The organism is Actinomadura kijaniata NBRC 14229 (assembly GCF_001552175.1).
Lineage (GTDB): Bacteria > Actinomycetota > Actinomycetes > Streptosporangiales > Streptosporangiaceae > Spirillospora > Spirillospora kijaniata.
The window spans coordinates 1-21123 of sequence record NZ_BCQR01000198.1; the positions used below are offsets into that span (position 1 = coordinate 1).

The 21123-nt window shown below is 72.8% G+C and carries 21 protein-coding genes and 1 pseudogene; 11 read left to right on the forward strand and 11 right to left on the reverse strand.

Features of this window, described 5'->3' with window-relative positions; genetic code table 11:
* Positions 1-1877, reverse strand: a 1877-nt coding sequence (locus AKI01S_RS42100; protein WP_157420550.1) for an AAA family ATPase, incomplete at its 3' end; no start/stop codon positions are given.
* Between the two features lie 102 nt (positions 1878-1979).
* Between AKI01S_RS42100 and AKI01S_RS42105 the strand changes: the two genes are divergently transcribed.
* On the forward strand, positions 1980-3047 hold the full coding sequence (locus AKI01S_RS42105) for an alkene reductase (RefSeq protein WP_067831419.1): 1068 nt from the start codon (positions 1980-1982) through the stop codon (positions 3045-3047).
* A gap of 59 nt (positions 3048-3106) precedes the next feature.
* Here the strand turns inward: AKI01S_RS42105 and AKI01S_RS42110 are convergent, their stop codons facing one another.
* The 3 genes from AKI01S_RS42110 to AKI01S_RS42120 form a co-directional block, all read right to left on the reverse strand.
* Positions 3107-3598: a C40 family peptidase gene (locus AKI01S_RS42110; protein WP_067831420.1), complete on the reverse strand. Its 492-nt coding sequence runs from the start codon at positions 3596-3598 to the stop codon at positions 3107-3109.
* Between the two features lie 587 nt (positions 3599-4185).
* Complete coding sequence (locus tag AKI01S_RS42115) at positions 4186-4674, reverse strand: C40 family peptidase (RefSeq protein ID WP_245682010.1); 489 nt, start codon at positions 4672-4674, stop codon at positions 4186-4188.
* 725 nt (positions 4675-5399) lie between these two features.
* Positions 5400-5675 (reverse strand): YiaA/YiaB family inner membrane protein, encoded by a 276-nt coding sequence (locus tag AKI01S_RS42120; RefSeq protein WP_067831421.1) that lies wholly within the window; start codon positions 5673-5675, stop codon positions 5400-5402.
* A gap of 181 nt (positions 5676-5856) precedes the next feature.
* On the opposite strand from AKI01S_RS42120, the gene AKI01S_RS42125 reads away from it, so the two are divergent.
* Positions 5857-7239 carry a glycoside hydrolase family 1 protein gene (locus AKI01S_RS42125; RefSeq protein ID WP_067831422.1) on the forward strand — a complete coding sequence of 461 codons (1383 nt, stop codon included), beginning with the start codon at positions 5857-5859 and terminating at the stop codon, positions 7237-7239.
* Here AKI01S_RS42125 and AKI01S_RS42130 read toward each other — a convergent pair.
* From AKI01S_RS42130 to AKI01S_RS42140, 3 genes are read right to left on the reverse strand one after another with little or no spacing between them, the layout of a single operon-like run.
* Positions 7218-7934 carry a metallophosphoesterase family protein gene (locus AKI01S_RS42130; protein ID WP_067831423.1) on the reverse strand — a complete coding sequence of 239 codons (717 nt, stop codon included), beginning with the start codon at positions 7932-7934 and terminating at the stop codon, positions 7218-7220. The genes AKI01S_RS42125 and AKI01S_RS42130 overlap by 22 nt on opposite strands.
* Positions 7931-8167 carry a BON domain-containing protein gene (locus tag AKI01S_RS42135; RefSeq protein ID WP_067831425.1) on the reverse strand — a complete coding sequence of 79 codons (237 nt, stop codon included), beginning with the start codon at positions 8165-8167 and terminating at the stop codon, positions 7931-7933. The genes AKI01S_RS42130 and AKI01S_RS42135 overlap by 4 nt, the downstream gene beginning before the upstream one ends.
* On the reverse strand, positions 8164-8757 hold the full coding sequence (locus tag AKI01S_RS42140; RefSeq protein ID WP_067831426.1) for a nucleotidyltransferase: 594 nt from the start codon (positions 8755-8757) through the stop codon (positions 8164-8166). The genes AKI01S_RS42135 and AKI01S_RS42140 overlap by 4 nt, the downstream gene beginning before the upstream one ends.
* 205 nt (positions 8758-8962) lie before the next feature.
* On the opposite strand from AKI01S_RS42140, the gene AKI01S_RS42145 reads away from it, so the two are divergent.
* Positions 8963-9358: an SCO5389 family protein gene (locus AKI01S_RS42145; RefSeq protein ID WP_067831428.1), complete on the forward strand. Its 396-nt coding sequence runs from the start codon at positions 8963-8965 to the stop codon at positions 9356-9358.
* Positions 9359-9362: 4 nt separating this feature from the next.
* Here AKI01S_RS42145 and AKI01S_RS42150 read toward each other — a convergent pair whose 3' ends face one another.
* Together AKI01S_RS42150 and AKI01S_RS42155 are read right to left on the reverse strand one after the other, a co-directional pair.
* Positions 9363-10391, reverse strand: coding sequence for a DNA topoisomerase IB (locus tag AKI01S_RS42150; protein ID WP_245682011.1), 1029 nt, complete (start codon positions 10389-10391; stop codon positions 9363-9365).
* Entirely contained in the window at positions 10388-11236 is an 849-nt protein-coding gene (locus AKI01S_RS42155; RefSeq protein ID WP_067831429.1) for an SDR family oxidoreductase, read from the reverse strand. Before AKI01S_RS42155 ends, AKI01S_RS42150 begins: the two co-directional genes overlap by 4 nt.
* Positions 11237-11419: 183 nt before the next feature.
* Here AKI01S_RS42155 and AKI01S_RS42160 point away from each other — a divergent pair, with 183 nt between their 5' ends.
* From AKI01S_RS42160 to AKI01S_RS42195, 8 genes are all read left to right on the forward strand, one after another.
* On the forward strand, positions 11420-12193 hold the full coding sequence (locus AKI01S_RS42160; RefSeq protein ID WP_067831430.1) for an SDR family oxidoreductase: 774 nt from the start codon (positions 11420-11422) through the stop codon (positions 12191-12193).
* 13 nt (positions 12194-12206) lie between these two features.
* The gene (locus tag AKI01S_RS42165; RefSeq protein WP_067831433.1) at positions 12207-12971 is read left to right on the forward strand and encodes a crotonase/enoyl-CoA hydratase family protein; all 765 of its coding nucleotides are present in this window, start codon (positions 12207-12209) and stop codon (positions 12969-12971) included.
* Positions 12972-13093: 122 nt separating this feature from the next.
* Positions 13094-14161 carry a beta propeller repeat protein gene (locus AKI01S_RS42170; RefSeq protein WP_245682012.1) on the forward strand — a complete coding sequence of 356 codons (1068 nt, stop codon included), beginning with the start codon at positions 13094-13096 and terminating at the stop codon, positions 14159-14161.
* Positions 14162-14274: 113 nt separating this feature from the next.
* Entirely contained in the window at positions 14275-15747 is a 1473-nt protein-coding gene (locus tag AKI01S_RS42175; RefSeq protein WP_067831439.1) for an alpha/beta fold hydrolase, read from the forward strand.
* Positions 15748-15851: 104 nt separating this feature from the next.
* Positions 15852-16568, forward strand: coding sequence for a response regulator transcription factor (locus tag AKI01S_RS42180; RefSeq protein ID WP_067831442.1), 717 nt, complete (start codon positions 15852-15854; stop codon positions 16566-16568).
* Positions 16568-18004 carry a sensor histidine kinase gene (locus AKI01S_RS42185; RefSeq protein ID WP_067831444.1) on the forward strand — a complete coding sequence of 479 codons (1437 nt, stop codon included), beginning with the start codon at positions 16568-16570 and terminating at the stop codon, positions 18002-18004. The genes AKI01S_RS42180 and AKI01S_RS42185 overlap by 1 nt, the downstream gene beginning before the upstream one ends.
* Before the next feature lie 304 nt (positions 18005-18308).
* Positions 18309-18734: an alternative ribosome rescue aminoacyl-tRNA hydrolase ArfB gene (gene arfB, locus AKI01S_RS42190; RefSeq protein ID WP_067831446.1), complete on the forward strand. Its 426-nt coding sequence runs from the start codon at positions 18309-18311 to the stop codon at positions 18732-18734.
* 84 nt (positions 18735-18818) lie between these two features.
* On the forward strand, positions 18819-19727 hold the full coding sequence (locus AKI01S_RS42195; RefSeq protein WP_067831448.1) for a S1C family serine protease: 909 nt from the start codon (positions 18819-18821) through the stop codon (positions 19725-19727).
* A gap of 544 nt (positions 19728-20271) precedes the next feature.
* Here AKI01S_RS42195 and def read toward each other — a convergent pair.
* Both def and AKI01S_RS52155 read right to left on the reverse strand, forming a co-directional pair.
* Positions 20272-20799, reverse strand: coding sequence for a peptide deformylase (def, locus tag AKI01S_RS42200; RefSeq protein WP_067831450.1), 528 nt, complete (start codon positions 20797-20799; stop codon positions 20272-20274).
* A gap of 109 nt (positions 20800-20908) precedes the next feature.
* Positions 20909-21123: pseudogene (locus AKI01S_RS52155) on the reverse strand (hypothetical protein); the annotation flags it as partial.

Consider the following 21123-nt stretch of genomic DNA (forward strand, 5'->3'; position numbering starts at 1 on the left):
GCGGGCGCGTGCGCCGTCAGCTCCGTCAGCCGGTCCTCGTCGCCCTCGATCGCGGCGAGCCGGGCCAGCACCGCGTCCAGCCGCCGCGCCCGCCGCCCGAACCCGGTGTCGCGGGCCAGCGCGGCGGCCTCGGCGGCGGCGGCCCGGGCGTCGGCGTGCCGCCCGAACGCGATCAGCACCTGCGCCTGCGCCTGGAGCGCCATCGGCAGCGCTCCCACCTGCCCTTCGCGGCGCAGCCGCGCGACCTGCGCGGAGGCCAGGTCCCGGGCCGTCTCGTCCGCGCCGAGGATCACCGCGGCGTGCAGCGCGTGCGTGCGGTCCGCGTCCGCCACGGCCTTGGACAGCAGCGGCATCCCGCCGCCGGGGTCGTCGTCGACCAGCAGCGCCAGGCCGCGCAGGAACCCGTCGTCCAGCAGCGTGGCGGCCTGCCGGACCGCGTCGGCCTCGCCGCCGGTCCAGGCGTACACCGCGGCGGTCCGCAGCATCGCCTGGGTGTCGCCGTCGGCGGCGTGGTCGATGAGCATGCGGGCGGCGGCGCGCGGCTCGCCGCGCTCGTGCTCGACGGCGGCGCGGACCTCGGCGAGCCGGGCCCGCGCGGCGGGGGCGTCGATGAGGCGTTCGGCGGTGGCGGCCATCTCCTCGGCGGCGGCGGCGTCGCCGGCCGTCAGCATCGCCTCGGCGGCCAGCAGCAGCCGGTGCCCGCGCGGCTCCCTCCCGGGCGTGAGCGCGGCGGCCTGCCGGTACAGGTGCGCGGCGGTGGCGTACCCGGACTGGCGGCGCGCCAGGTCGCCGGCACCCGCCAGCTCGGCGGCGACGTCCTCGTCCGGGGACGTCGTGGACGCCGCGCGGTGCCGCGCCCGGCAGGTGGGGTCGTCGGCGCTGTGGTAGAGGGCCTCGTGCGCGGCGATCCGGCGGGCCACCGGAGCCGCCTGGTAGGCCGCGGACCGGATCAGCGGGTGCCGGAACGCGACCTCGGTGCCGGTCACCTCGACGAGCCGCGCCTGCTCGGCCGCCTCCAGGTCGGCCAGCCCCACCCCGAACCGCTCGGCCGCGCCCAGCACCGCGGGCATGTACCCGCGTCCCTCGGCCGCCAGGAGCAGCAGCATCAGCCGGGTCCGCTCGGGCAGCGCGGCGATCTGCCGCCGGAACGCCGCCAGCACCCGTTCGGCGACCGGCAGCGGCGCGTGGCCGTTCGCCGTCCGCGCCCCGGCCGCGCCGAACTCCTGGAGGGCGAGCGGGTTGCCCCGGGACTCCAGGATCACGCGGCGGCGGGACGAGGGGGACAGGTCCAGGGCGGCCAGCAGCCGTTCGGCGTCGGCGCGGCCGAGCCGGTCCAGGTGCTCCTCGGGCAACCCGGCGTCGGTGAACCCCTCCTCGCGGGTGGCGAACAGCACCACCACGCCCTCGGCCGACAGCCGCCGCGCCGCGAACAGCAGCGCCTCGGCCGAGGGCCGGTCGAGCCACTGCGCGTCGTCGACCAGGCACAGCACCGGCCCGTTCTCGGCCAGGTCCGCCAGCAGCGTCAGCACCGCCAGCCCGCTGGTGAACGGGTCGCCGGGCTCGGCGCGGGTGCCGGGCACGCCGAGCGCGCCGCACAGCGCGTCCGCCTGCGGGCCGGGCAGCTCGGGCAGCCGGTCCCGGATCGGCCACAGCAACTGGGTGAGTCCGGCGAACGCGATCGCGGTCTCGGCCTCGAACCCGGTGGCCCGCAGCAGCTCGCCCGCCCCGTCGAAGTACCCGGCGGCCCAGTCCAGCAGCGCGGACTTGCCGATCCCCGCCTCGCCGCGCAGCACCAGCGCACCACTGCGACGCCGGTCCCGCGCGTCGTCGATCAACGCCGCGATCCGGGTGCGTTGCGTATCCCGCCCGTAGAGCACGCTACAAACCTACGGTGCCAGATCCCGAATACTTACGGATTCGGCCCGTAGCTGACCCTTCGTAGCTTCGTCACCAGTTGCGAACGAAGGGAAACGAGAACGATGAGCGAGCTTTTCGAGCCGGTGACCGTGGGCGCCCTGGAGCTGCCGAACCGCCTGGTGATGGCCCCGATGACCCGCAGCCGCGCGATGCACGCGGGCGAGGTCACCGAGTTGACCGCCGAGTACTACGCGCAGCGCGCCTCCGCCGGGTTGATCGTCACCGAGGGCACCCAGCCGAACCAGGTGGGCCAGGGGTACATCTGGACGCCGGGCCTGCACACCGAGGGCCAGGTGGCCGCGTGGCGCAAGGTGACCGACGCGGTGCACGCCGCCGGGGGCCGTGTCTTCGTCCAGTTGCTGCACACCGGCCGGGTCGGGCACCCGTCGCTGCACGGCGAGACGCCGCTGGCCCCGTCGCCGCTGCCGTCGGGGGAGCAGCTTTTCACCCCCGAGGGGATGCTGGACCACCCCGAGCCGCGGGAGATGACCCTCGACGACATCACGCGGACCATCGAGGACTTCACCACCGCCGCGCGCAACGCGATCGAGGCCGGTTTCGACGGTGTCGAGCTGCACGGCGCGAACGGCTACCTGATCCACCAGTTCCTCGCCGACGGCAGCAACCGGCGCACCGACGCCTACGGCGGTCCCGTCGAGAACCGCATCCGCTTCGCCGTGGAGGTGACCCGTTCGGTCGCCGACGCCATCGGCCCCGAGCGCGTCGGCCTGCGGATCTCGCCCGGGAACCCGTTCAACGGCATCAGCGAGAGCGACACCGACGACCTCTACGTGGCGCTGGCGCGCGAGCTCGCCCCGCTGGACCTGGCCTACGTGCACATCATGGAGAACGTCAACCGCGACACCACCCGCAAGATCCGCGCCGAGTGGCCCGGCACGCTGATCCTCAACCCGCACCCGACCCCCGAGTCCTACCCGGCCCACCCCGAGCACGGCGAGGAGGCGCTGCGCGAGGGCGTCGCGGACGCGATCGCGTTCGGCGAGCTGTGGCTGGCCAACCCGGACCTGCCGGAGCGGATCAGGGCGGGCGGCCCGTACAACGAGGCCGACCGGGCGGCGTTCTACGGCGGCGGCGCCAAGGGGTACACCGACTACCCGACCCTGGGCTGAGAAGGACGAAGGCCCGGCCCCCCGCGGTGCGGGGGCCGGGCCTTCCGTGAGTCCGTGGATCAGAGACCGGGGCGGACGGCGCCGTTGTAGACGCGCTTGTAGTAGCTGTTCAGCTTGACCTTCTTGATCCGCTTGCCCGAGGACGGGGCGTGGATCATGTAGCCCTTGCCGACGTAGATGCCCATGTGGCTGCGGCCGGAGTAGAAGAAGACCAGGTCGCCGGGCTTGAGGCGCTTGCGCGAGACCTTGTGCTTCACGGCGCGGTAGATCTGGGTGGTGGTGCGCGGCAGCTTCACGCCCGCCTTGCGCCAGGAACCGCCCGCCAGTCCGGAGCAGTCCCACGAGCGCGGGCCGGTGCCGCCGTAACGGTACGGGTCGCCGATCTGCTTGTAGGCGTAGCGGACGGCGTAGTCCGCGCGCTTCTTCTGCTTGGCCGCCCGCTCCTTGGAGATGCGCGCCTGCGCGGCCACCACGGGGGCGCTCGCCACGGTCGCCTGGGCCGGGGCGGCGGCCTGGGCCGGCGCCGCGACGAGCAGGGAGGCTCCGAACACGGCCGCCGAGGCGAACGCGACGCCTCCGGCGATCGTCTTACGGGACAGGACGGACTTCGGGGGGATGACGGGGGTATACAGGACGACTCCTGGACTCGCTGGCGATGCCTACCGGGCAGGCCCGCACGGGGGTTGCACCGTGGACGGGGGGATGCGCGCGGCCGGGGTTCCGGTGCATGGGAGGCGCACCGGGGGCGGCCGCTTCCGGCTCCGTGCTTCCTGACCGCACGGACGCGGCGTTCGACGGCGGGCTGTGGGCAGCGGGGGGCAAGGGGGCCACGCGCCGCTCGTCGTTCGAACTGTTCTGTTATCTCGGGCGAACGCTGGGATGCGTCGCGCGGATCGGCAGGAACGTAGCCAGACTCCGGGATATCTGGCAAATCTCGGGGGCGTTATCGGGGCTCCCGGCGGCGGGCCGGGACCGTTCATTCCCCGTTCTGCCTGCGCCGATCCCCGAGGTTTCGGATAGTTGTGATCTGGCTCACAGTTTGCCGGATTGACGAAAAACGCGGGATCTGGTGGGGCGGCGAGGGCGGGCGGAAACCTCTTTAACGGTCCGCCCGCCATCACCGTCAGTAGCCGCCGGATCAGCGGCCGGGGCGCACCGCACCGTTGAAGTTGCGCTTGTAGTAGCCGGAGAGCTTGACCTTCTTCACCCGCTTGCCCGAGGAGGGCGCGTGGATGAACCGGCCCTTGCCGACGTAGATGCCCATGTGGCTGCGCCCCGAGTAGAAGAACACCAGGTCACCGGGGCGGAGGTTCTTGCGGGAGACCTTGGTCCGCACCTTGCGGTAGATCTGGGTGGTGGTGCGCGGCAGCTTCACACCCGCCTTGCGCCAGGCGCCGGTGGCCAGGCCCGAGCAGTCCCAGGCGTTGGGGCCGTTGCCGCCCCACCGGTAGCGGTCGCCGATCTGCTGGTGCGCGAACCGCACCGCGACCGCCGCGCGACGCTTCTGCCTGCTGCTTCGCGACTCGGCGGCGGCCTTGGCGGGGGCCGCGGCGACGGTCGCCGAGGCCGGTGCCGCACCGGACGCCGCGGGGGCCGCCATGGCGGGAACGGCGGGCAGGGCCAGCACCGTGGTGCCGGTCGCCAGGCCGATCGCCAGAAGGCGGGGGCTACGGGGGGACGGGGAGATACGGAGGCCGTTCAGGATTGCTCCTCACATCGCCGTTCATGCCTACCGGGGCAGCCGGGGAGCGGGGGAGTGGAAAGGCTCCGGCTGGGGAATCCGGACGCCTCGCGGGACGGGGGTCCCGGTAGCGTCCCGGCCCGGCTCCACGCCTCTGGTCTGCGTGGACTCGGCGGGACGGCCGCGTGCGCGCCGCCTTGCCGGCGCGCGGCGCCCACCCGGGAAACCAAGGTCCCGGGGGTGGCCGTCCCTGTTCGGTCGTGGCCGCGGCTCTGTTGCCGCTGGACGGCGACGAACGTAACCCGGTCAACTCGGAACGGCAACGGACGAACGGCATTCTTCCGGCATTTCGAAGATCAATCAGTGATTACCCTGTGTGATATTCGCTGGCGAAAGCCAATGGTGATTTATCCGTTTGTGATGCCAGCCACAATCGTCCTTCCGAGTGGACTTCTCGACCTCCGTGCGCCGGATGTCCGAATCGCCGAATCGCCTTCGGGGCCGGGGCTCCGGCGAGAATCCGGTGTCCCCGGGGCAACGGAAAAGCGCCCGCCGGGGAGCGGGCGCGGGCGGTTTTCCGGTCCGGTCGTCGGCCCCTGTCGGCGCGTCCGATGGCCGGGGCCGGTCAGATCACGATTGTGTTATTCGAACGTCGCTCTTCGTGGTTCCCGTCAGCCCCACTGCTGGGCCGAGTCCGAGTAGGGGGCGCTGGGCGGCAGCGCGGGCGTGGCGACGGCGCTCGCCTCCTGGCGGTCGCGCACGCACTTGGCGAGGGTGAAGGTCGAGGTGGTGACGTACAGCACGCCGAGCCCCAGGAAGGCGCGGACCCACTCGGGCGCGGGCAGGAGGACGATGCCCGCCGCCACCGCCGACAGCGAGATCGCGAACGACAGGATCGACTGGAGGTAGAAGGCGGTCGTCCCCTTGAGCTGAAGCAGTGTGTTCATGCGCCCACTGTGAGGCGCGTCACGCGCGCGTGCCTGAGTAGGAGAGCGGGGGAGCTACTCGGATCGCGCGCTGAGTACCCGGACGCCCGGCCGCGTGCCCGGAAGCGGCCATGCCGCGCGTCGACGGCCATCCCTCCCGCACCCGTCACCCCATACGTGTCCATGCTCGGAGGGAGCTTCCGTGTTCGGCCGGTTCCGTGTCCCGCGAACGTCCGCCGCCCTGTCGGCCCTGCTGTCCGCCACCCTGTCGACCGTGGCCGCGCCACCCGCGACGGCGGATCCCGGGCCCCCGGCGACGGTCCGGTTCCCCGCAGGGTTCCACTGGGGCGTGTCCATGTCCGACTTCCAGTCCGGCGGGTCGTTCCCCGACAGCAACTGGACGCGCTACGCCAAGCGCCGGGCGTTCGGGGTCAGGGACCCCTACGGCGACTCGGTCGACTTCCGGCACCGCTACCCCTCCGACCTGCGCCTGGCGAAGGAGCTGGGCGTCAACACGTTCCGGACCTCGATCGAGTGGGCGCGCGTCGAGCCGCGGCGCGGCGTCCGCGATCCGGAGGCCCTCGCCTACTACGACGACCTGGTCCGCCGCGTCCGGGCCGCCGGAATGCGCCCGATGCTCACCCTCGACCACTGGGTCTACCCCGGCTGGGTCGCCGACCAGGGGGCCTGGGACAACCCCGCCACCGCCCGCGCGTGGCTGGAGAACGCCCGCTTCGTCGTCCGGCGCTACCGGGGCCAGGGCGTCATCTGGATCACCTTCAACGAGGCCAGCCAGTACCTCTACCAGGAGCTGACGGCCCGCCCGATGAACCCCGTCCAGCTGTCCACCATGCGCGCGGCCCTGGTGCGGACGCACCGCGCCGCCTACGACATGATCCACGAGCTGGACCCCGGCGCGCCCGTCTCCAGCAACGTCGCCTACGGCGCGGCCCTCAACCCGGTCCTCGACGCCGCGCTGTTCAACGACGTCACCGACAAGATCGATTTCATCGGCCTCGACTACTACTACGGCGCCGGCCTCCAGAACGCCCTTGCCGGGAACGCCCTCACCGGTGAGGTCTGGCGGGCCGCCCCCGAGCCCGAGGGCCTCTACCACGCCCTGCGGAACTACCGGCGCCGCCTGCCGCACCTGCCGGTCTACATCGTCGAGAACGGCATGCCCACCGACGACGGCCGCCCGCGCCCCGACGGCTACACCCGCGCCGACCACCTGCGCGACCACCTGTACTGGGTGCAGCGCGCCATGGCCGAGGGCGTGAAGGTCATGGGCTACAACCACTGGAGCCTCACCGACAACTACGAGTGGGGCAGCTACCGGCCCCGTTTCGGGCTCTACACGGTGGACGTGCGGACCGATCCGACGCTGACCCGGCGCCCCACCGACGCGGTCCCGGCCTACCGCTCGGTCATCGCCGGGCGGGGCGTGCCGCGCGGGTACGTGCCCAGGCGCAAGCCGGGCTGGTGCTCGGTGGCGGACCCGGTCGCGACCTGTCTCGGCCGGACGCCGGTCCCGCCCGCCGACCGGCGGCTCCCGGGCGGCGGCTACTCGGCTCCCAGGCAGTAGACCGCGTACGCCTGCTGGATCACCGGCAGGGCGACGTTGCGGACCCGGACCCCGCCGGGGGTCACGCCCTTCTCGCTGCCCTTGTGCGCGTGGCCGTGGACCGCCAGGTCGCAGCCGGACGCGTCGATCGCCTCGGCGATCAGGTAGCTGCCGAGGAACGGGTAGATCTCCGGCGGCTCCCCGCTCAGCGTCTCCTCGACGGGGGAGTAGTGCGTCAGGCAGATCCGCGTGTCGCAGTCCAGCCCCAGCAGCGCCGTGCCGAGCCGTTCGGCGAACGCCTTGGTGTGCCCGACGAACGCCTTCATCTCCGGCTCGCCGAAGTCGCTGGCGCACCTGCCGGCGAACCCGCCGCCGAAGCCCTTGCCCCCGGCGATCCCGACGCACGTGCCGCCGCACTCGACGGTCGTGCCCTCGCCCTCCAGCACGGTGATCCCGGCGTCCTCCAGCACGCGCGTGATGTCGTCCTGCTGGTCGGAGTGGTAGTCGTGGTTGCCCAGCACGGTGATCACCGGAACGCCGAGATCGTGCAGCTCCTCGGCGGCGACCTTGCCCTCCTCCACGGTGCCGTGCCGGGTCAGGTCCCCGGCGACCAGCAGCAGGTCGGCGTGGTCGGGCAGGCCGGTCAGCCGCTCCCGGTAGGCGCCGGCGACCTCCGGCCCCACGTGCAGGTCCCCCACGGCGGCGACGCGGATCATGAAAGCCTCTCCTCCCCGCCCGGCTCGCGCACCGGGACGACCGACACCTCGTTGCACACGCGCCGCCCCTCGGCGGCCATCCGCGCGGCCTCCTCGATCTGGTGGCACTGCTCGACGCTGGCGACCTGCCCGTGCAGGTAGACGACGTCGTCGCGCACCTCCACCTTGATCCCCAGCTCGTGGGCCCGGGCGGCGAGCCGCTCCTGGATGTGGGCGGCCAGATACTCGCTCACAGGAAGTCCCCCTCGATGACGCCGAGCCGGTGCAGCAGGGTCAGGAACGCGTAGGCGTACGGCGAGCCGGCGGTCTGCGCCGCCACGCGCGGCCAGTCCACCTGCTCCCGCAGCGATCGGCACACGTGCAGGAATCCGGAGAAGTCGCAGGTCGTCTCGGTGAACGCCAGCAGCCGCATGATCACCAGATCGTCGGCGCGCAGCACCGGCATCCGCACGGCCGCGACCGTCAGGGTCTCGGCGCGCTTCAGCAGCTCGTCGTCGACCGTCCGGCCCGCCGGAGAGAAGATCAGGTCGATGAGCTGCTCGCCGTCGTAGATCTTGGTCAGCCAGTTCTCCGGGCACTCCCGGTGCTCCATCCCGGCGGCCGTGAGCACCCGCACGGCCTCGGGAACGTCACTCTCGCGCAGCACGAAGTCCACGTCATGGGTGGACTGCGCCGCGCCGCGCGCGTAGGCGGCGCATCCACCCGCCAGGGCGAAGTCCACGTCCGCCTCCTGCAGCACCGACGCGGCCCTTTTCAGGCTCAGCAGCAGTCCCTCGGCGGCGGTCTGCGAGGGCGTCGCCGCCGCGGTGCCCGATTCACCCACCCGGTCCCCCTCACGTTTCACGGTCGCATGCCGGTCGTCTTCTTCTCCCGTCCGGGATGCGGGCTGAGGTACCCGGGAACGCGCCAGTCATGCGGACCGGAGGCATGTGGGCCGGTTTGGGCGGGACTCTCCGATGATCAATGCTGGAACGATAATCGTTTTCGTGTGAAGCTGGGGGCGTCACTTCCCCGTGAGAGGAGATCGGATGTCCCTGACCGTCGACGACCGCCTGCTGGAGCAGGCCCGCCGGGGCGAGGTGGACGACGCGGCGTTCGTCGCGTGCGTCCGCGAGTCGCTGCCCTACGCCTGGCAGGTCGTCAGCGAGGTGGTCGCCCGGATGCGGGCCACCGACACCGGATTCGCCGACAACCAGACCCCGCCGCCGGACGAGGCCGCGCGCGGCCAGCTGCTGCGCGCGCTGGCCTCCGACGCCATGCGGGGCGCGCTGGAACGCCACTTCGGCGTGCGGCTGGCGTTCCAGAACTGTCACCGCCTGGCGGCGTTCGAGCCGGGCGCGGCGGGCAGCGCCGAGCGGTACGCCACGTTCACCTCGCCGAGGGCGCAGCTGCTGAACCAGTCCCCGGAGCTGGTGGACTGCTGACCCCTCACCCGGAGCGGAGGAGGCCGAGCACGGCCTCCTCCGCCGGGCCCTGGGTGGCCAGCTCGCCGGCCGCCACGTCCACGCCGAGCTCGGTCAGGGCGGGGGCGATCGTGCGGCCCTGCTCGTACAGCTCGATGACGCGCGGGTCGATGTAGGAGGCGCGGGCCACCGCCGGGGTGTTGCCGAGGTAGTCGGCGACCTCCTGGACGACGCGGGCCACCGCGCGCTTCCGCTTGGCCTCGGTGTCGGCGGCCCGGACCGAGACCGCGAGGCCGACGGCCGCCAGCACCGTGGCGTGCCAGGTGCGGAAGTCCTTGGCGGTGAAGTCGCCCTCGGTGATCTCGCGGATGTAGTCGTTGATGTCGGTGGTGGTGACGTCGTGCCAGCCGTCCGGGGTGCGGTACGCCAGCAGCTCGGGGCCGTCGTCCCGGCGGCGCTTGAGGCCGGTGACGACCTTGCAGACGTCCTCCTCGGCGATCGACTGGTGGCGCTCCTTGTTGCCCTTGGCCAGGTACTCGAACGTGATCCGGCCCCTGCTGCACGTCACGTGCTCGCGCAGCACCGTCGCCAGGCCGTAGGTGCCGTTCGCCTCGGCGTACTCCTCGCCGCCGATCCGGAAGAAGCCCAGGTCGATGAGGCGGACGGCGGCGGCGAGGACGCGTTCGCGGGTGTAGCCGCGCCCGGTCAGGTGCTCGGTGACCCGCTCGCGCACCCGGGGGAGCCGTTCGGCCAGGTCCAGCACGCGGTCGTGCTTCTCCCGGTCGCGCTGCTCGCGCCAGACCGGGTGGTAGAGGTACTGGCGGCGGCCCGCCGTGTCAGTGCCCATGGCCTGGATGTGGCCGTCGGGGGAGGGGCAGATCCACACGTCGGTCCAGGCGGGCGGGATGACCAGCGCTTTGACGCGTTCGATCTCGTCGGGGTCGCGCAGTGGCCGCCCGTCGGGCCCGAGGTAGCGGAAACCCCGCCCGCAGCGGCGCCGGCCGTAGCCGGGCTCGGCCGGGTCGCTGCGGGTGAGTTCCACGTCCACGCTCATCCGGGATGGATCTCCCCTCCGGCCGGGACCAGGTTCTGGCCGGTGTAGTAGGACGACAGCCGGTCCGCGGCGAAGAACACGTACGACGGCGCGATCTCGTCGGGCTGCGCGGCGCGGCCCATCGGGGCCTGCTTGCCGAAGTCCTCCACCTTCTCCTCGTCGAAGGTCGCCGGGATCAGCGGCGTCCACACCGGACCCGGCGAGACGCAGTTCACCCGGATGCCCTTCTCCATGAGGTTCTGCGCGAGAGACTGGCCGAGGACCACGGCGGCGGCCTTGCTGGCCGAGTAGTCGATCAGCGTCTTGTTGCCGCGCAGGGCGTTGATGGAGCCGGTGATGACGATGGAGGAGCCCTCGGACAGGTGGTCCAGCGCCTCCTGGACGGTCCAGAACAGCGAGAAGACGTTCACCTGGAAGGTGCGCGTCAGCTGCTCGGTGTCGATCTGCCGGACGTCGTCGACCGGCTCCTGCGTGCCGTGGTGCAGCACCAGCACGTCCAGGCCGCCCAGGTCGCGCGCCGCGTTCGCGACGACCTCGCGGGCGTGCCGCTCCTCGGCCAGGTCGCCGCCGTAGGTGACGCACCGGCGGCCCTCCGCCTCGACGAGCTTGGCGGTGTGCCGGGCGTCGGCGTCCTCCTCCAGATAGGTGATCGCGACGTCCGCGCCCTCCTTGGCGAACGCCACCGCCACCGCGCGGCCGATGCCGGAGTCGCCGCCCGTGACCAGTGCCCGTTTCCCCGCCAGCAGGCCGCTGCCGGTGTAGTCGCGCATCTCGTCGTGCGGCTCGGGTTCCATGTCGCCGGTGTGACCCGGGTACGGCTGGCTCTGCGCTGGGCGTTCACTCATGAGTCCCCCTCTTCACGGTGTCGGCGGGGGCGATGCCCGGCCAGCGGCCGGGCAAACCCGGCCCCCGGGCGACCCCGGGTAACCCCGCGCTTTCGCTGCCGAGGGGGTGCTGGCAGAGTGTGTTCTGACCTGTGGGTAACATCACCCCGAATGGCATTCGGTTTCTGACGTAAGGTGCTGCTTATGGACCTGAACGGAGTTTCCGCCGTCGTCTCCGGTGGCGCGAGCGGCCTCGGCGAGGCCACCGTGCGCGCCCTGGCCGAGGCGGGCGTCAAGGTAGTGGTGGCCGACCTCAACGAGGAGAAGGGCAAGGCCCTCGCCGACGAGGTCGGCGGCGTGTTCGTCAAGACCGACGTCTCCGACGAGGGGCAGGTGCAGGCGGCCGTCGACGCGGCCGTGGCCACCGGCGCCCCGCTGCGCGTCATCGTCAACAGCGCGGGCATCGGCTGGGCCACCCGCACCGTCAACCGCGACGGCTCCCCGCACGACCTGGCCTCCTTCCAGAAGGTCATCCAGGTCAACCTGATCGGCACCTTCAACCTGATGCGCATCGGCGCGGCGGCCATCGCCAAGACCGAGCCCGCCGACGCCGACGGCCTGCGCGGCGTCGTGATCAACACCGCCTCCATCGCGGCGCTGGAGGGCCAGACCGGCCAGGTCGCCTACTCCGCCTCCAAGGGCGGCATCGTCGGCATGACCCTGCCCGCCGCCCGCGACCTGGCCGCGGTCGGCGTGCGCGTCAACACCATCTGCCCGGGGATCATCGACACCCCCATCTACGGCGAGGGCGAGGCCGCCGAGGCGTTCAAGGCCAAGCTGGCCGCGCCGGTGCCCTTCCCCAAGCGCATGGGCCGCCCCTCGGAGTTCGCGCACCTGGTGCGGTCGCTCGTCGAGAACGACTACATGAACGGCGAGGTCATCCGGTTCGACGGCGGCATCCGCTTCCAGCCGAAGTAAGGACGGGTCACTGATGTCCGAAGCTGTTCTCACCGAGGAAGACGGCGCGGTCCTCGTCATCACGATCAACCGGCCCGAGGCGCGCAACGCGGTCAACGGCGCGGTCGCGCAGGGCATCGCGGCGGCTCTGGAGGAGCTGGACTCCCGCAAGGACCTGTCGATCGGCGTGCTGACCGGCGCGGGCGGCACGTTCTGCGCGGGCATGGACCTCAAGGGCTTCCTGACCGGGGACAACCCGACCGTGGAGGGCCGCGGGTTCGCCGGGATCGTCGAGCGGCCCCCGGCCAAGCCGCTGATCGCGGCCGTCGAGGGCTACGCGCTGGCGGGCGGCTGCGAGATCGCCCTGTCCTGCGACATGGTCGTGGCGTCGCGGGAGGCGCAGTTCGGCCTGCCCGAACCCAAGCGCGGCCTGGTGGCGGCGGCCGGCGGCCTGCTGCGGCTGCCGCGGCGCATCCCGTTCCACATCGCCATGGAGATCGCGCTCACCGGTGACAAGTACCCGGCCGAGCGGATGGCGGAGCTGGGCTTCGTCAACCGCCTGACCGAGTCCGGCGGCGCGCTCGCCGGGGCCAAGGAGCTGGCGCTGAAGGTCGCCGAGAACGCCCCGCTGGCGCTCGCGGCCACCAAGAAGATCATCGTCGAGTCCGCCGAGTGGTCGGCCGAGGAGGCGTGGAGGAAGCAGGGCGAGATCGTCATGCCCGTCTTCACCTCCAAGGACGCCCAGGAGGGCCCGGCGGCGTTCGCCGAGAAGCGCAAGCCCGTCTGGAAGGGCGAGTAGGACCCTGGCGGACGCCCGGCGGCCCGCGTGCCGCCGGGCGTCCGCGCGTCCTGATCCGGCCGTTCCCCCACCCGCCGGTAAGCGTTCCCGTACGCTGATCTCCGCTTGGCGATCTTGGGAGGATGAGCGTGCGACGGAACGCGGCCCTGCTGACGGCGCTGACCTGCGGCGCCGGACTCGTCCTGGCGGCCCCCGCGCACGCCGCGTCCTGGAAGAACGTGGCCAGCGGCGCGCTGGCGTACGACGGCGCCCTGGACCGCGTCGACTTCGCCGACAGGAACACCGGCTGGGCGGTCGGCTCCGAGGGGAACCTGCTCGGCGCCAAGGCCCGCATCCTCCGCTGGACCGGCAAGGGCTGGGCGCGCCAGACGAGCCCGGTCGGCTTCACCCCCACCGACGTCGCCGTCGCCGGCCCCAGGCGCGCCTGGATCGTCGGCTTCGCCCCGCTGCCCGTCTCCCTCCACTGGAACGGGAGCAGGTGGGCCAAGGTCACCTACCCCGGCTTCGCTCTCCCGTCCCAGGTCTCCGCCGCCCCCGACGGCACCGCCTACTCGCTGGCGAGCGTGAACGCCAACGCGGGCGGCATCGGCCGGGTGATGCGCTGGACCGGCTCGGCCTGGGCCGACGCGAAGGTCCCGCTGCCGCCGTCCTCGGCCGTCACCGCCGTGGACGTCCGGTCGAGGAAGGACGTCTGGCTCGCCGGGACGACCTCCACCGGCGCGGCCGTCACCGGCTTCGCCCTCCATTACGACGGCTCCGCCTGGAAGAGGCTGGCGCTGCCCGGCTCCATGGGCACCACCGCCTACCAGGCCGTCCCGCACCGGATCGTCGCGCTCTCCGCCAGGAACGTCTACATCCTGCGCAACCGCCAGAACGCCCAGGTCTCCAACGCCCTGCTGCACTGGAACGGCTCCGCCTGGCGCACGGTCGCCACCCCGTCGAACGCGGCGGGCATCGGCCTGTCCTCCGACGGGAGGGGCGGCGTGGTGATGCTGCCCGTCACCACCGGCGGCCGGACGCGGTACATGCACTACAACGGCGCGAAGTGGACCACGGTGAACGGCCCGTCCCGCACCGGCCAGGCGCAGGCGGGCGACCTCGACCACCGCCCCGGCACCGCGGGGATCGTCAGCGTCGGCACCGCGAACGCCTCGGGCGGGCGCCACCCGTTCATCGAGTACTTCGGCTGACGGCGCACTCCGGCCGACCGAAACCCGAATCCGGTTCACCAAGGGTCTGGCCGCCGTGGTTACCAGGTGGTAGAAATCACCTGTCTCGATCATCTCCCCCGCCGGAGTGCCCCATGTCACGCAGGCTGCTGGCCACCCTGTCCGCCTCCACCCTCGCGCTCGGTCTCGCCGCCGCGGCCCCGGCGGCCCACGCCGCGACGGGGAAGGCCCGCACGACGAAGATCCGGTCGTTCGACGGCGTGTCGATCGTGACGCACTTCTTCCCCGCCGGCGGGTCGGCCGACGGGCGTCGCGCCCCCACCGTCCTGCTGGGGCACGGCTGGGGCGGCCGGGGCGAGACCGACACCGCCAAGGGGATGCTGGGCGCCCTGCTGTCGGCCGGGTACAACGTGGTGACCTGGAACGCCCGCGGCTTCGGCTCCGGCGGCGAGGCCAACGTCGACTACCACGCGTTCGAGGGCCGCGACGTCCGCGCCCTCATCGACTGGACCGCCCGCCAGCCCGAGGTCCAGCTGGACCGTTCCGGCGACCCCCGGCTCGGCATGGCGGGCGGCAGCTACGGCGGCGCGATCCAGCTCGTCACCGCGGGCATCGACCGCCGCGTGGACGTCATCGTCCCGCTGGTCGCCTACAACGACCTGCGGCGCACCCTCTACCGCGACCGGGTGCTGCGCGCGGGCTGGGTCGTCAACCTGTGCCTGGGCGGGATGATCAACGGCAACCGGGTCGCGCCCAAGGTCCGGCGGGCGTGCTTCGACGGCGTCCGGACCGGGCGGCTCGAACCGGACCTGGAGCGCTGGTTCGCCGACCACGGCCCCAGCAACCTGATCGGCCGGCTGCGGATCCCGACGCTCGTCGTCCAGGGCACGGTGGACACGCTGTTCCCGCTGCGCGAGGGCATCGCGACCTACCGCACGGTCAAGGCCAACGGCGGCCCGGCGAAGATGATCTGGTTCTGCGGCGGGCACGGGCAGTGCAACGCCAAGGCCGGCCCCGCCGACCACGTCACCAGGGCCACCCTCGCCTGGTTCGCCCGCCACCTGCGGGGCGACCGGTCCGTGGACACCGGGCCGGAGTTCGAGTACATCGACCAGAACGGCGTCTACCGGGGCGCCGCGGCCTACCCGCCGCCCGCGCTCGGCCCGCTCCGCGCCAGGGGAACCGGCCGGATGACGTTCACCCAGCTCGACAACACCGGCTCCGCCACCGCCGCCGCGCCCGCCCGCAGGAACAAGGCCATCGAGGTGCCGATCCCGGCCTCGCCCACCACCGCGCGGGTCGTCGGCTCGCCCCGCGTCACGCTCACCTACCGGGGCCACGCCCTCCGGCCCGGAACGGCGCTGTTCGCCCAGATCGTCGACCGCGAGACGGGCGTGGTCGTCGGCAACCAGGCCACCCCGCTGCCGGTGACCCTCGACGGCCGCGAGCGGACCGTCACCCGGGACCTGGAGGCGATCGCCTGGGAGGTCGGCCCCGCCAGCCGCCTGACCCTCCAGATCATCCCCGGCACCGGGCTGTTCACCTGGCAGCGGTCGGCGGGCCGGGTGGAGGCGACCGTCTCGGTCGACGTGCCGCGCGTGCGCTGAGCCCGGCGGGGTTTCCGGGCGCCCGGCGCAGGGAATCTCGTGCGGACGTTCAGGGGATATTCAGGTTGGAGTGCGATCCTCTGCGGCGAATCGCGGAGGTGGCATTGACTGAGAGGGCAGCGGAGCGTACGCCGGAGGCGACGCTCCTGGTGGTCGAGGACGAGCCCAACATCCGGGAGCTGCTGGCCGGGAGCCTGCGGTTCACCGGGTTCGAGGTCGTCACCGCCGACAACGGGGCCGACGCCGTGCAGGCCGCGCGCCGCCACCGGCCCGACCTGATCGTGCTCGACGTCATGCTGCCCGACATCGACGGGTTCGACGTGGCCCGGCGGCTGCGCTCCGGCGGCGACCACACCCCGGTGCTGTTCCTGACCGCGCGCGACGCCGTCCAGGACCGCATCAAGGGCCTGACGATCGGCGGCGACGACTACGTCACCAAGCCGTTCTCGCTGGAGGAGGTCGTCGCCCGCATCCGGGCGGTGCTGCGGCGCGTGCGCGGCGGCGCCGCCGAACCCCCGGCGCGGATGGTGTTCGCCGACATCGAGCTGGACGAGGACAGCCACGAGGTGTGGCGCGGCGGGCGGCCGATCCAGCTGTCGCCGACCGAGTTCAAGCTGCTGCGGTACTTCATGGCCAACGCCGGGCGCGTGCTGTCCAAGGCGCAGATCCTCGACCACGTGTGGAACTACGACTTCCGCGGCGACGCCGGGATCGTCGAGTCCTACGTGTCGGCGCTGCGCCGCAAGGTCGACAACATCGAGCCGCGCCTGATCCACACGTTGCGCGGCGTCGGGTACGTGCTGCGCCAGCCGCCGGGCTGATGCGACCGCGGGAGCTGGCCGCCCGCACGCCGCTGCGGATCAGGCTGATCGCGGGAACGCTGGTGCTGGTCGTGCTGGCGCTGACCGCGATGAGCGCCGCCGGGGTGTGGGTGCTCAAGGGCTACCTGGTCGAACGCGCCGACGGCCAGCTCCGCACCTCCATCGCCTGGGCGACCAACCAGATCGAACGCCAGCTGCGCCACGGCAACAAGATCCAGCCGCGCGTGCCCAGCGAGATGTACATCCAGGTGCGGGACCCCGAGGGCACGCAGGTCTACGAGGAGGCGCCGCTCGGCGGGCCGGGCGAGCCGCGGCTGTCGGCCGACCTGGACGTCGCGCTGGACCGGCCGTTCACCACCGGCAACGCCCCCGACCGGGGCCCCGCCTGGCGGGTGCTGGTGGAGGCGCTGCCGAGCGGCGGGCGGATCGTGCTCGGGCTCAGCCTGGCGGAGATCGAGCGCACCGTCGGCCGCCTGGTCCTCATCGACGTGATCGTCGGGGTGCTGGTGCTGGCCGTGCTGACCGGGCTGGGCGTCCAGGCGGTGCGGCTCAGCCTGCGCCCGCTGGAGGACATCGAGCGCACCGCCGGAGCCATCGCGGCGGGCGACCTGTCCCGGCGGGTGCCCGCCGCCGACCCGCGCACCGAGGTGGGGCGGCTCGGGATGTCGTTCAACGCGATGATCGCGCAGATCGAGGCGGCGTTCGGGGCGCGCGCCGAGTCCGAGGCCACGGCACGCCGCTCGGAGGAGCGGATGCGGCGGTTCGTCGCCGACGCCAGCCACGAGCTGCGCACGCCGCTCACCGCGATCCGCGGGTTCGCCGAGTTCTACCGGCAGGGCGCGGCCCGCACGCCCGCGGAGATCGACCGGCTGATCGGCCGGATCGAGCAGGCCGCCGGCCGGATGGGGCTGCTGGTGGAGGACCTGCTGCTGCTGGCCCGGCTGGACCGGCAGCGGCCGGTGGAGCGCCGCCCGGTGGACCTGCTCGCCGTCGCCGCCGACTCGGTCCAGGAGGCCCGGGTCGTCGCGCCCGACCGCACCGTCGAGCTGACGGTCTCCAGCGGCATCGCCTACCAGGTGCTCGGCGACGAGCCGCGGCTGCGGCAGGTGCTCGGCAACCTGCTGTCCAACGCCGTCGCGCACACCCCGGACGGCTCCCCGGTCGAGGTGCGGCTGGCGTCCGGCTCCCTGGACGGCGCGCCCGCCGCCGTCGTCGAGGTCGCCGACCACGGCCCCGGCCTCACCCCCGAACAGGCCGAACGCGTCTTCGAGCGCTTCTACCGCGCCGACCAGTCCCGCAGCCGCGAGGACGGCGGCACCGGCCTGGGCCTGGCGATCGTCGCCGCGCTGGTCGCCGCGCACGACGGGAAGGTCGAGGTCGACTCGGAACCGGACGGGGGAGCGGTGTTCCGCGTGGTGCTGCCGCTCGCCGACTGACCGTTCCGCCGGGCGCCTTCAGCGGACTTTCAGCTCCACGCCAGGGTGGTTTCAGGAGGCGTCGGCATATTCGTCAGTGCAAGGAGAGCTCATCGCTGCGAGCCCGTCCGGGCAGGTTCTGGGGGGAACGGGCGGACGGACGGCGCAGTCGGTGATCTGGGCCGCACGGACCCGGGCCGGGGTCCGGACGGCCCCGCATGGGAGAGCACGGCCGCGTGACCCGCCCCCGGGGCACGCGGCCGTGTCATGTTCCCCGCCGGAAAACGGGACGACATGATCCGCGTCCACCGGGGATAATCACCCCATGCCCGACCAGATCCCCGTCCGTGGCTCGTTCTCCGTTCCGGAGTCCGAGCTCAGCTGGCGTTTCTCCCGCTCCTCGGGGCCGGGCGGGCAGCACGTCAACACCAGCGCGACGGCCGCCGAGCTGTCGTTCGACGTCGCCAACTCCCCGTCGATCCCCGAGCCGCTCCGCGACCGCGCCCTGCACCGCCTGGCGCACCGCCTGGTCCGGGGCGTGCTGACGATCCGCGCCGAGGAGTACCGCTCCCAGCAGCGCAACCGCGACGCCGCCCGCGCCCGCCTGGCCGCCCTGCTGGCCGAGGCGACGGCCCCGCCCCCCAAGAAGCGCGTCCCGAAGAAGATCCCCCGCTCCCTCAACGAGCGCCGCCTCCAGAACAAGAAGCGCCGTTCCGAGGTGAAGAAGCAGCGTTCGGCGCGCTGGGACTGATTTCTCATCCCGCTCTCACGTTCGTCTCAGTGAGGCCTCACCGCCCCCGCCCACCCTGGAGGGGAACGCGAAGGGGGAGCGCTGATGACGAACCAGTATCCGGAACGCGAGCCGTACACCCACCCCTCCTGGGCTCCGCCCGCGCCCGAGTTCGGGCCGCGGCCCGAGCCCGCCCCGGTCAGGACCGGATGGTCGTTGCGGCGCAGGGCCGCGGCCGTGGCGGCCGCCGCCGCGCTGGCGGTCGGGGCCGGGGGAGCGGGCGCGGCGATCGGGGTCGCGGCGGCGGGACCGGGCGCCACCCGGCCGGTCGCGGTGACCGGGGCGTCCACCGGGAGCGGCACGACCGCGCAGGTCGCCGCCGCCGTGCAGCCCAGCGTGGTGTCCATCGACACCGGCTCGGGCAGCGGATCGGGCGTGGTGCTGCGCGCCGACGGCACGATCCTGACGAACGCGCACGTCGTGTCCGGGGCCGACCAGGTGACGGTGAAGTTCAGCGACGGGCGGACCGCGCGGGCGCGGGTGCTGGGGACCGACGCCACCCGCGACATCGCGGTGATCAAGGCGGCGGGCGTGTCCGGGCTCACCCCGATCACGTTCGGGGACAGCGACGCGGTGCGGGTGGGGGACCCGGTGCTGGCCATCGGCAGCCCGCTCGGGCTGGACGGGTCGGTGACGTCCGGGATCGTCAGCGCGCTCGGCCGCAGCATCCAGGAGGGCGGCTCCGGGGGGAACGAGAACCTCCCGCCGTTCCTGCGCGACCGCACCACCCGCCGGCAGCAGGCCGTGATCGAGGACGCCATCCAGACCGACGCGGCGATCAACCCCGGCAACTCCGGCGGGGCGCTGGTGGACGGCGCGGGACGGCTCATCGGGATCAACACCGCCATCGCCACGTCCGGCGGCGGCTCGGGCAGCATCGGCGTCGGCTTCGCCATTCCGGCCAACGACGCCAGGAAGGTCGCCGAGCAGATCATCACCCGCGCGGACACCTAGCCCCGACGGCCGACCCGGCTCGTCACCGCCGGGACGCACCGCCACACATCAAGCTTCGGAACATTTCCTAGTCCTCTGGCACTAGCGACGAATAGTGCCCTGCGTTCTGGTTGGTTCCGGCAACCCTTCCTGGGGTTCTTGATGGTTCGAGAAGCTCAGCGAATCGGAAAGGGTGGAGATTCGTCGAACGTCAAGGCAAGGGTCGCCGGAGCCGTCGTCGCCGGCGGTATGGCGCGGGCTGCGACGGCAACGCCGAGGTGAACTCCACCTGGAGCCGCGGCACTTCGACCACCAAGATCTACTTCAACGACCACTGCAAGAGGGGCGAGAAGTCCTCCTGCAAGGCGCGCTGACCCACCGGGTCGAACAATACGGAAACAAGCCAAGCGTGTTCGAACAGGAGCGATTCAGGATCCGTTGAAATAATTTCCTGCCGGGGTTCGGTAAAGCTCTCGGTGACCTGATTCCGAGAGCGCCCGGCGGAAGCTTTTCAAGGCGCCTCAGTGATCACGACACCGCCGCACATCGGACTTCGCGACACTCCCTAGTCGCGCCGCTCGCGGATCGCCCGCATCGCGGCGCGGCGGGCCTCGCCGTCCAGGACGTCGATGTAGACCTGCCCCTTCAGGTGGCCGCACTCGTGCTGGAGGCAGCGGGCGAAGTAGCCGGTGCCCTCGACGGTGATCGGTTTGCCCTTGACGGTGAAGCCCTCGACGACCGCGTGCGCGTGGCGGGGCGTGTCGAAGCGCAGGCCCGGCACCGACAGGCAGCCCTCGGACGCGGTCAGGACCTCGCCGTCGGCGGCGACCAGCCGGGGGTTGACGACGTGGCCGACGTGGCGGCGGCCCTTGTCGTCCTCGCAGTCGTAGGTGAAGACCTGGAGGCCGACGCCGATCTGGTTGGCGGCCAGGCCCGCGCCGTTGGCCTCGTACATCGAGGCGAACATGTCGTCGACCAGGCGTTCCAGCTCGGCGTCGAAGGTGCGGACCGGATCGCATTCGGTGCGCAGCACGGGGTCGCCCAGGCGGCGGATCGGGCGGATGGTCCCCTGGCCGGTCTTCGTCTTCGCCATGTTCAAGATCTTACAAAGCGGGGCGGGCATGGGCGCGGCCCCGCCGGGGGTTCCGGCGGGGCCGCACCGCGAGACCGTCGGTGCCCCGCGCCCGTCTCCGGGCCCGGGCTCAGCCCGGCTCGCCCGGACGGTGCGGCGCCGGAAGGTCGTCGGTGGCGTCCAGCTTGATCATCGGGGTCGGCTTGGTCTGCGGCGGGACCTGCGGGACCGGGGTGTCCACCACGGTCGGCTCCGGCTCGTGCGGCACGGGCGGGGCGGGGCGCTCGGCGATCGGCTTGGGCGCGGCCGGCGCCGGGGCCGCCGGGGGCTTGGGCGCGGCGGGGG

What these genes read in the sequence shown, in the direction of transcription:
- AKI01S_RS42105 (WP_067831419.1), top strand. Translation starts at nt 1,980, where the DNA reads ATGAGCGAGCTTTTCGAGCCGGTGACCGTGGGCGCCCTGGAGCTGCCG.
- AKI01S_RS42120 (WP_067831421.1), bottom strand. Translation starts at nt 5,675, where the DNA reads ATGAACACACTGCTTCAGCTCAAGGGGACGACCGCCTTCTACCTCCAG.
- AKI01S_RS42130 (WP_067831423.1), bottom strand. Translation starts at nt 7,934, where the DNA reads ATGATCCGCGTCGCCGCCGTGGGGGACCTGCACGTGGGGCCGGAGGTC.
- AKI01S_RS42145 (WP_067831428.1), top strand. Translation starts at nt 8,963, where the DNA reads ATGTCCCTGACCGTCGACGACCGCCTGCTGGAGCAGGCCCGCCGGGGC.
- AKI01S_RS42150 (WP_245682011.1), bottom strand. Translation starts at nt 10,391, where the DNA reads ATGAGCGTGGACGTGGAACTCACCCGCAGCGACCCGGCCGAGCCCGGC.
- AKI01S_RS42155 (WP_067831429.1), bottom strand. Translation starts at nt 11,236, where the DNA reads ATGAGTGAACGCCCAGCGCAGAGCCAGCCGTACCCGGGTCACACCGGC.
- AKI01S_RS42160 (WP_067831430.1), top strand. Translation starts at nt 11,420, where the DNA reads ATGGACCTGAACGGAGTTTCCGCCGTCGTCTCCGGTGGCGCGAGCGGC.
- AKI01S_RS42165 (WP_067831433.1), top strand. Translation starts at nt 12,207, where the DNA reads ATGTCCGAAGCTGTTCTCACCGAGGAAGACGGCGCGGTCCTCGTCATC.
- AKI01S_RS42170 (WP_245682012.1), top strand. Translation starts at nt 13,094, where the DNA reads ATGAGCGTGCGACGGAACGCGGCCCTGCTGACGGCGCTGACCTGCGGC.
- AKI01S_RS42175 (WP_067831439.1), top strand. Translation starts at nt 14,275, where the DNA reads ATGTCACGCAGGCTGCTGGCCACCCTGTCCGCCTCCACCCTCGCGCTC.
- AKI01S_RS42185 (WP_067831444.1), top strand. Translation starts at nt 16,568, where the DNA reads ATGCGACCGCGGGAGCTGGCCGCCCGCACGCCGCTGCGGATCAGGCTG.
- arfB (WP_067831446.1), top strand. Translation starts at nt 18,309, where the DNA reads ATGCCCGACCAGATCCCCGTCCGTGGCTCGTTCTCCGTTCCGGAGTCC.
- AKI01S_RS42195 (WP_067831448.1), top strand. Translation starts at nt 18,819, where the DNA reads ATGACGAACCAGTATCCGGAACGCGAGCCGTACACCCACCCCTCCTGG.
- def (WP_067831450.1), bottom strand. Translation starts at nt 20,799, where the DNA reads ATGGCGAAGACGAAGACCGGCCAGGGGACCATCCGCCCGATCCGCCGC.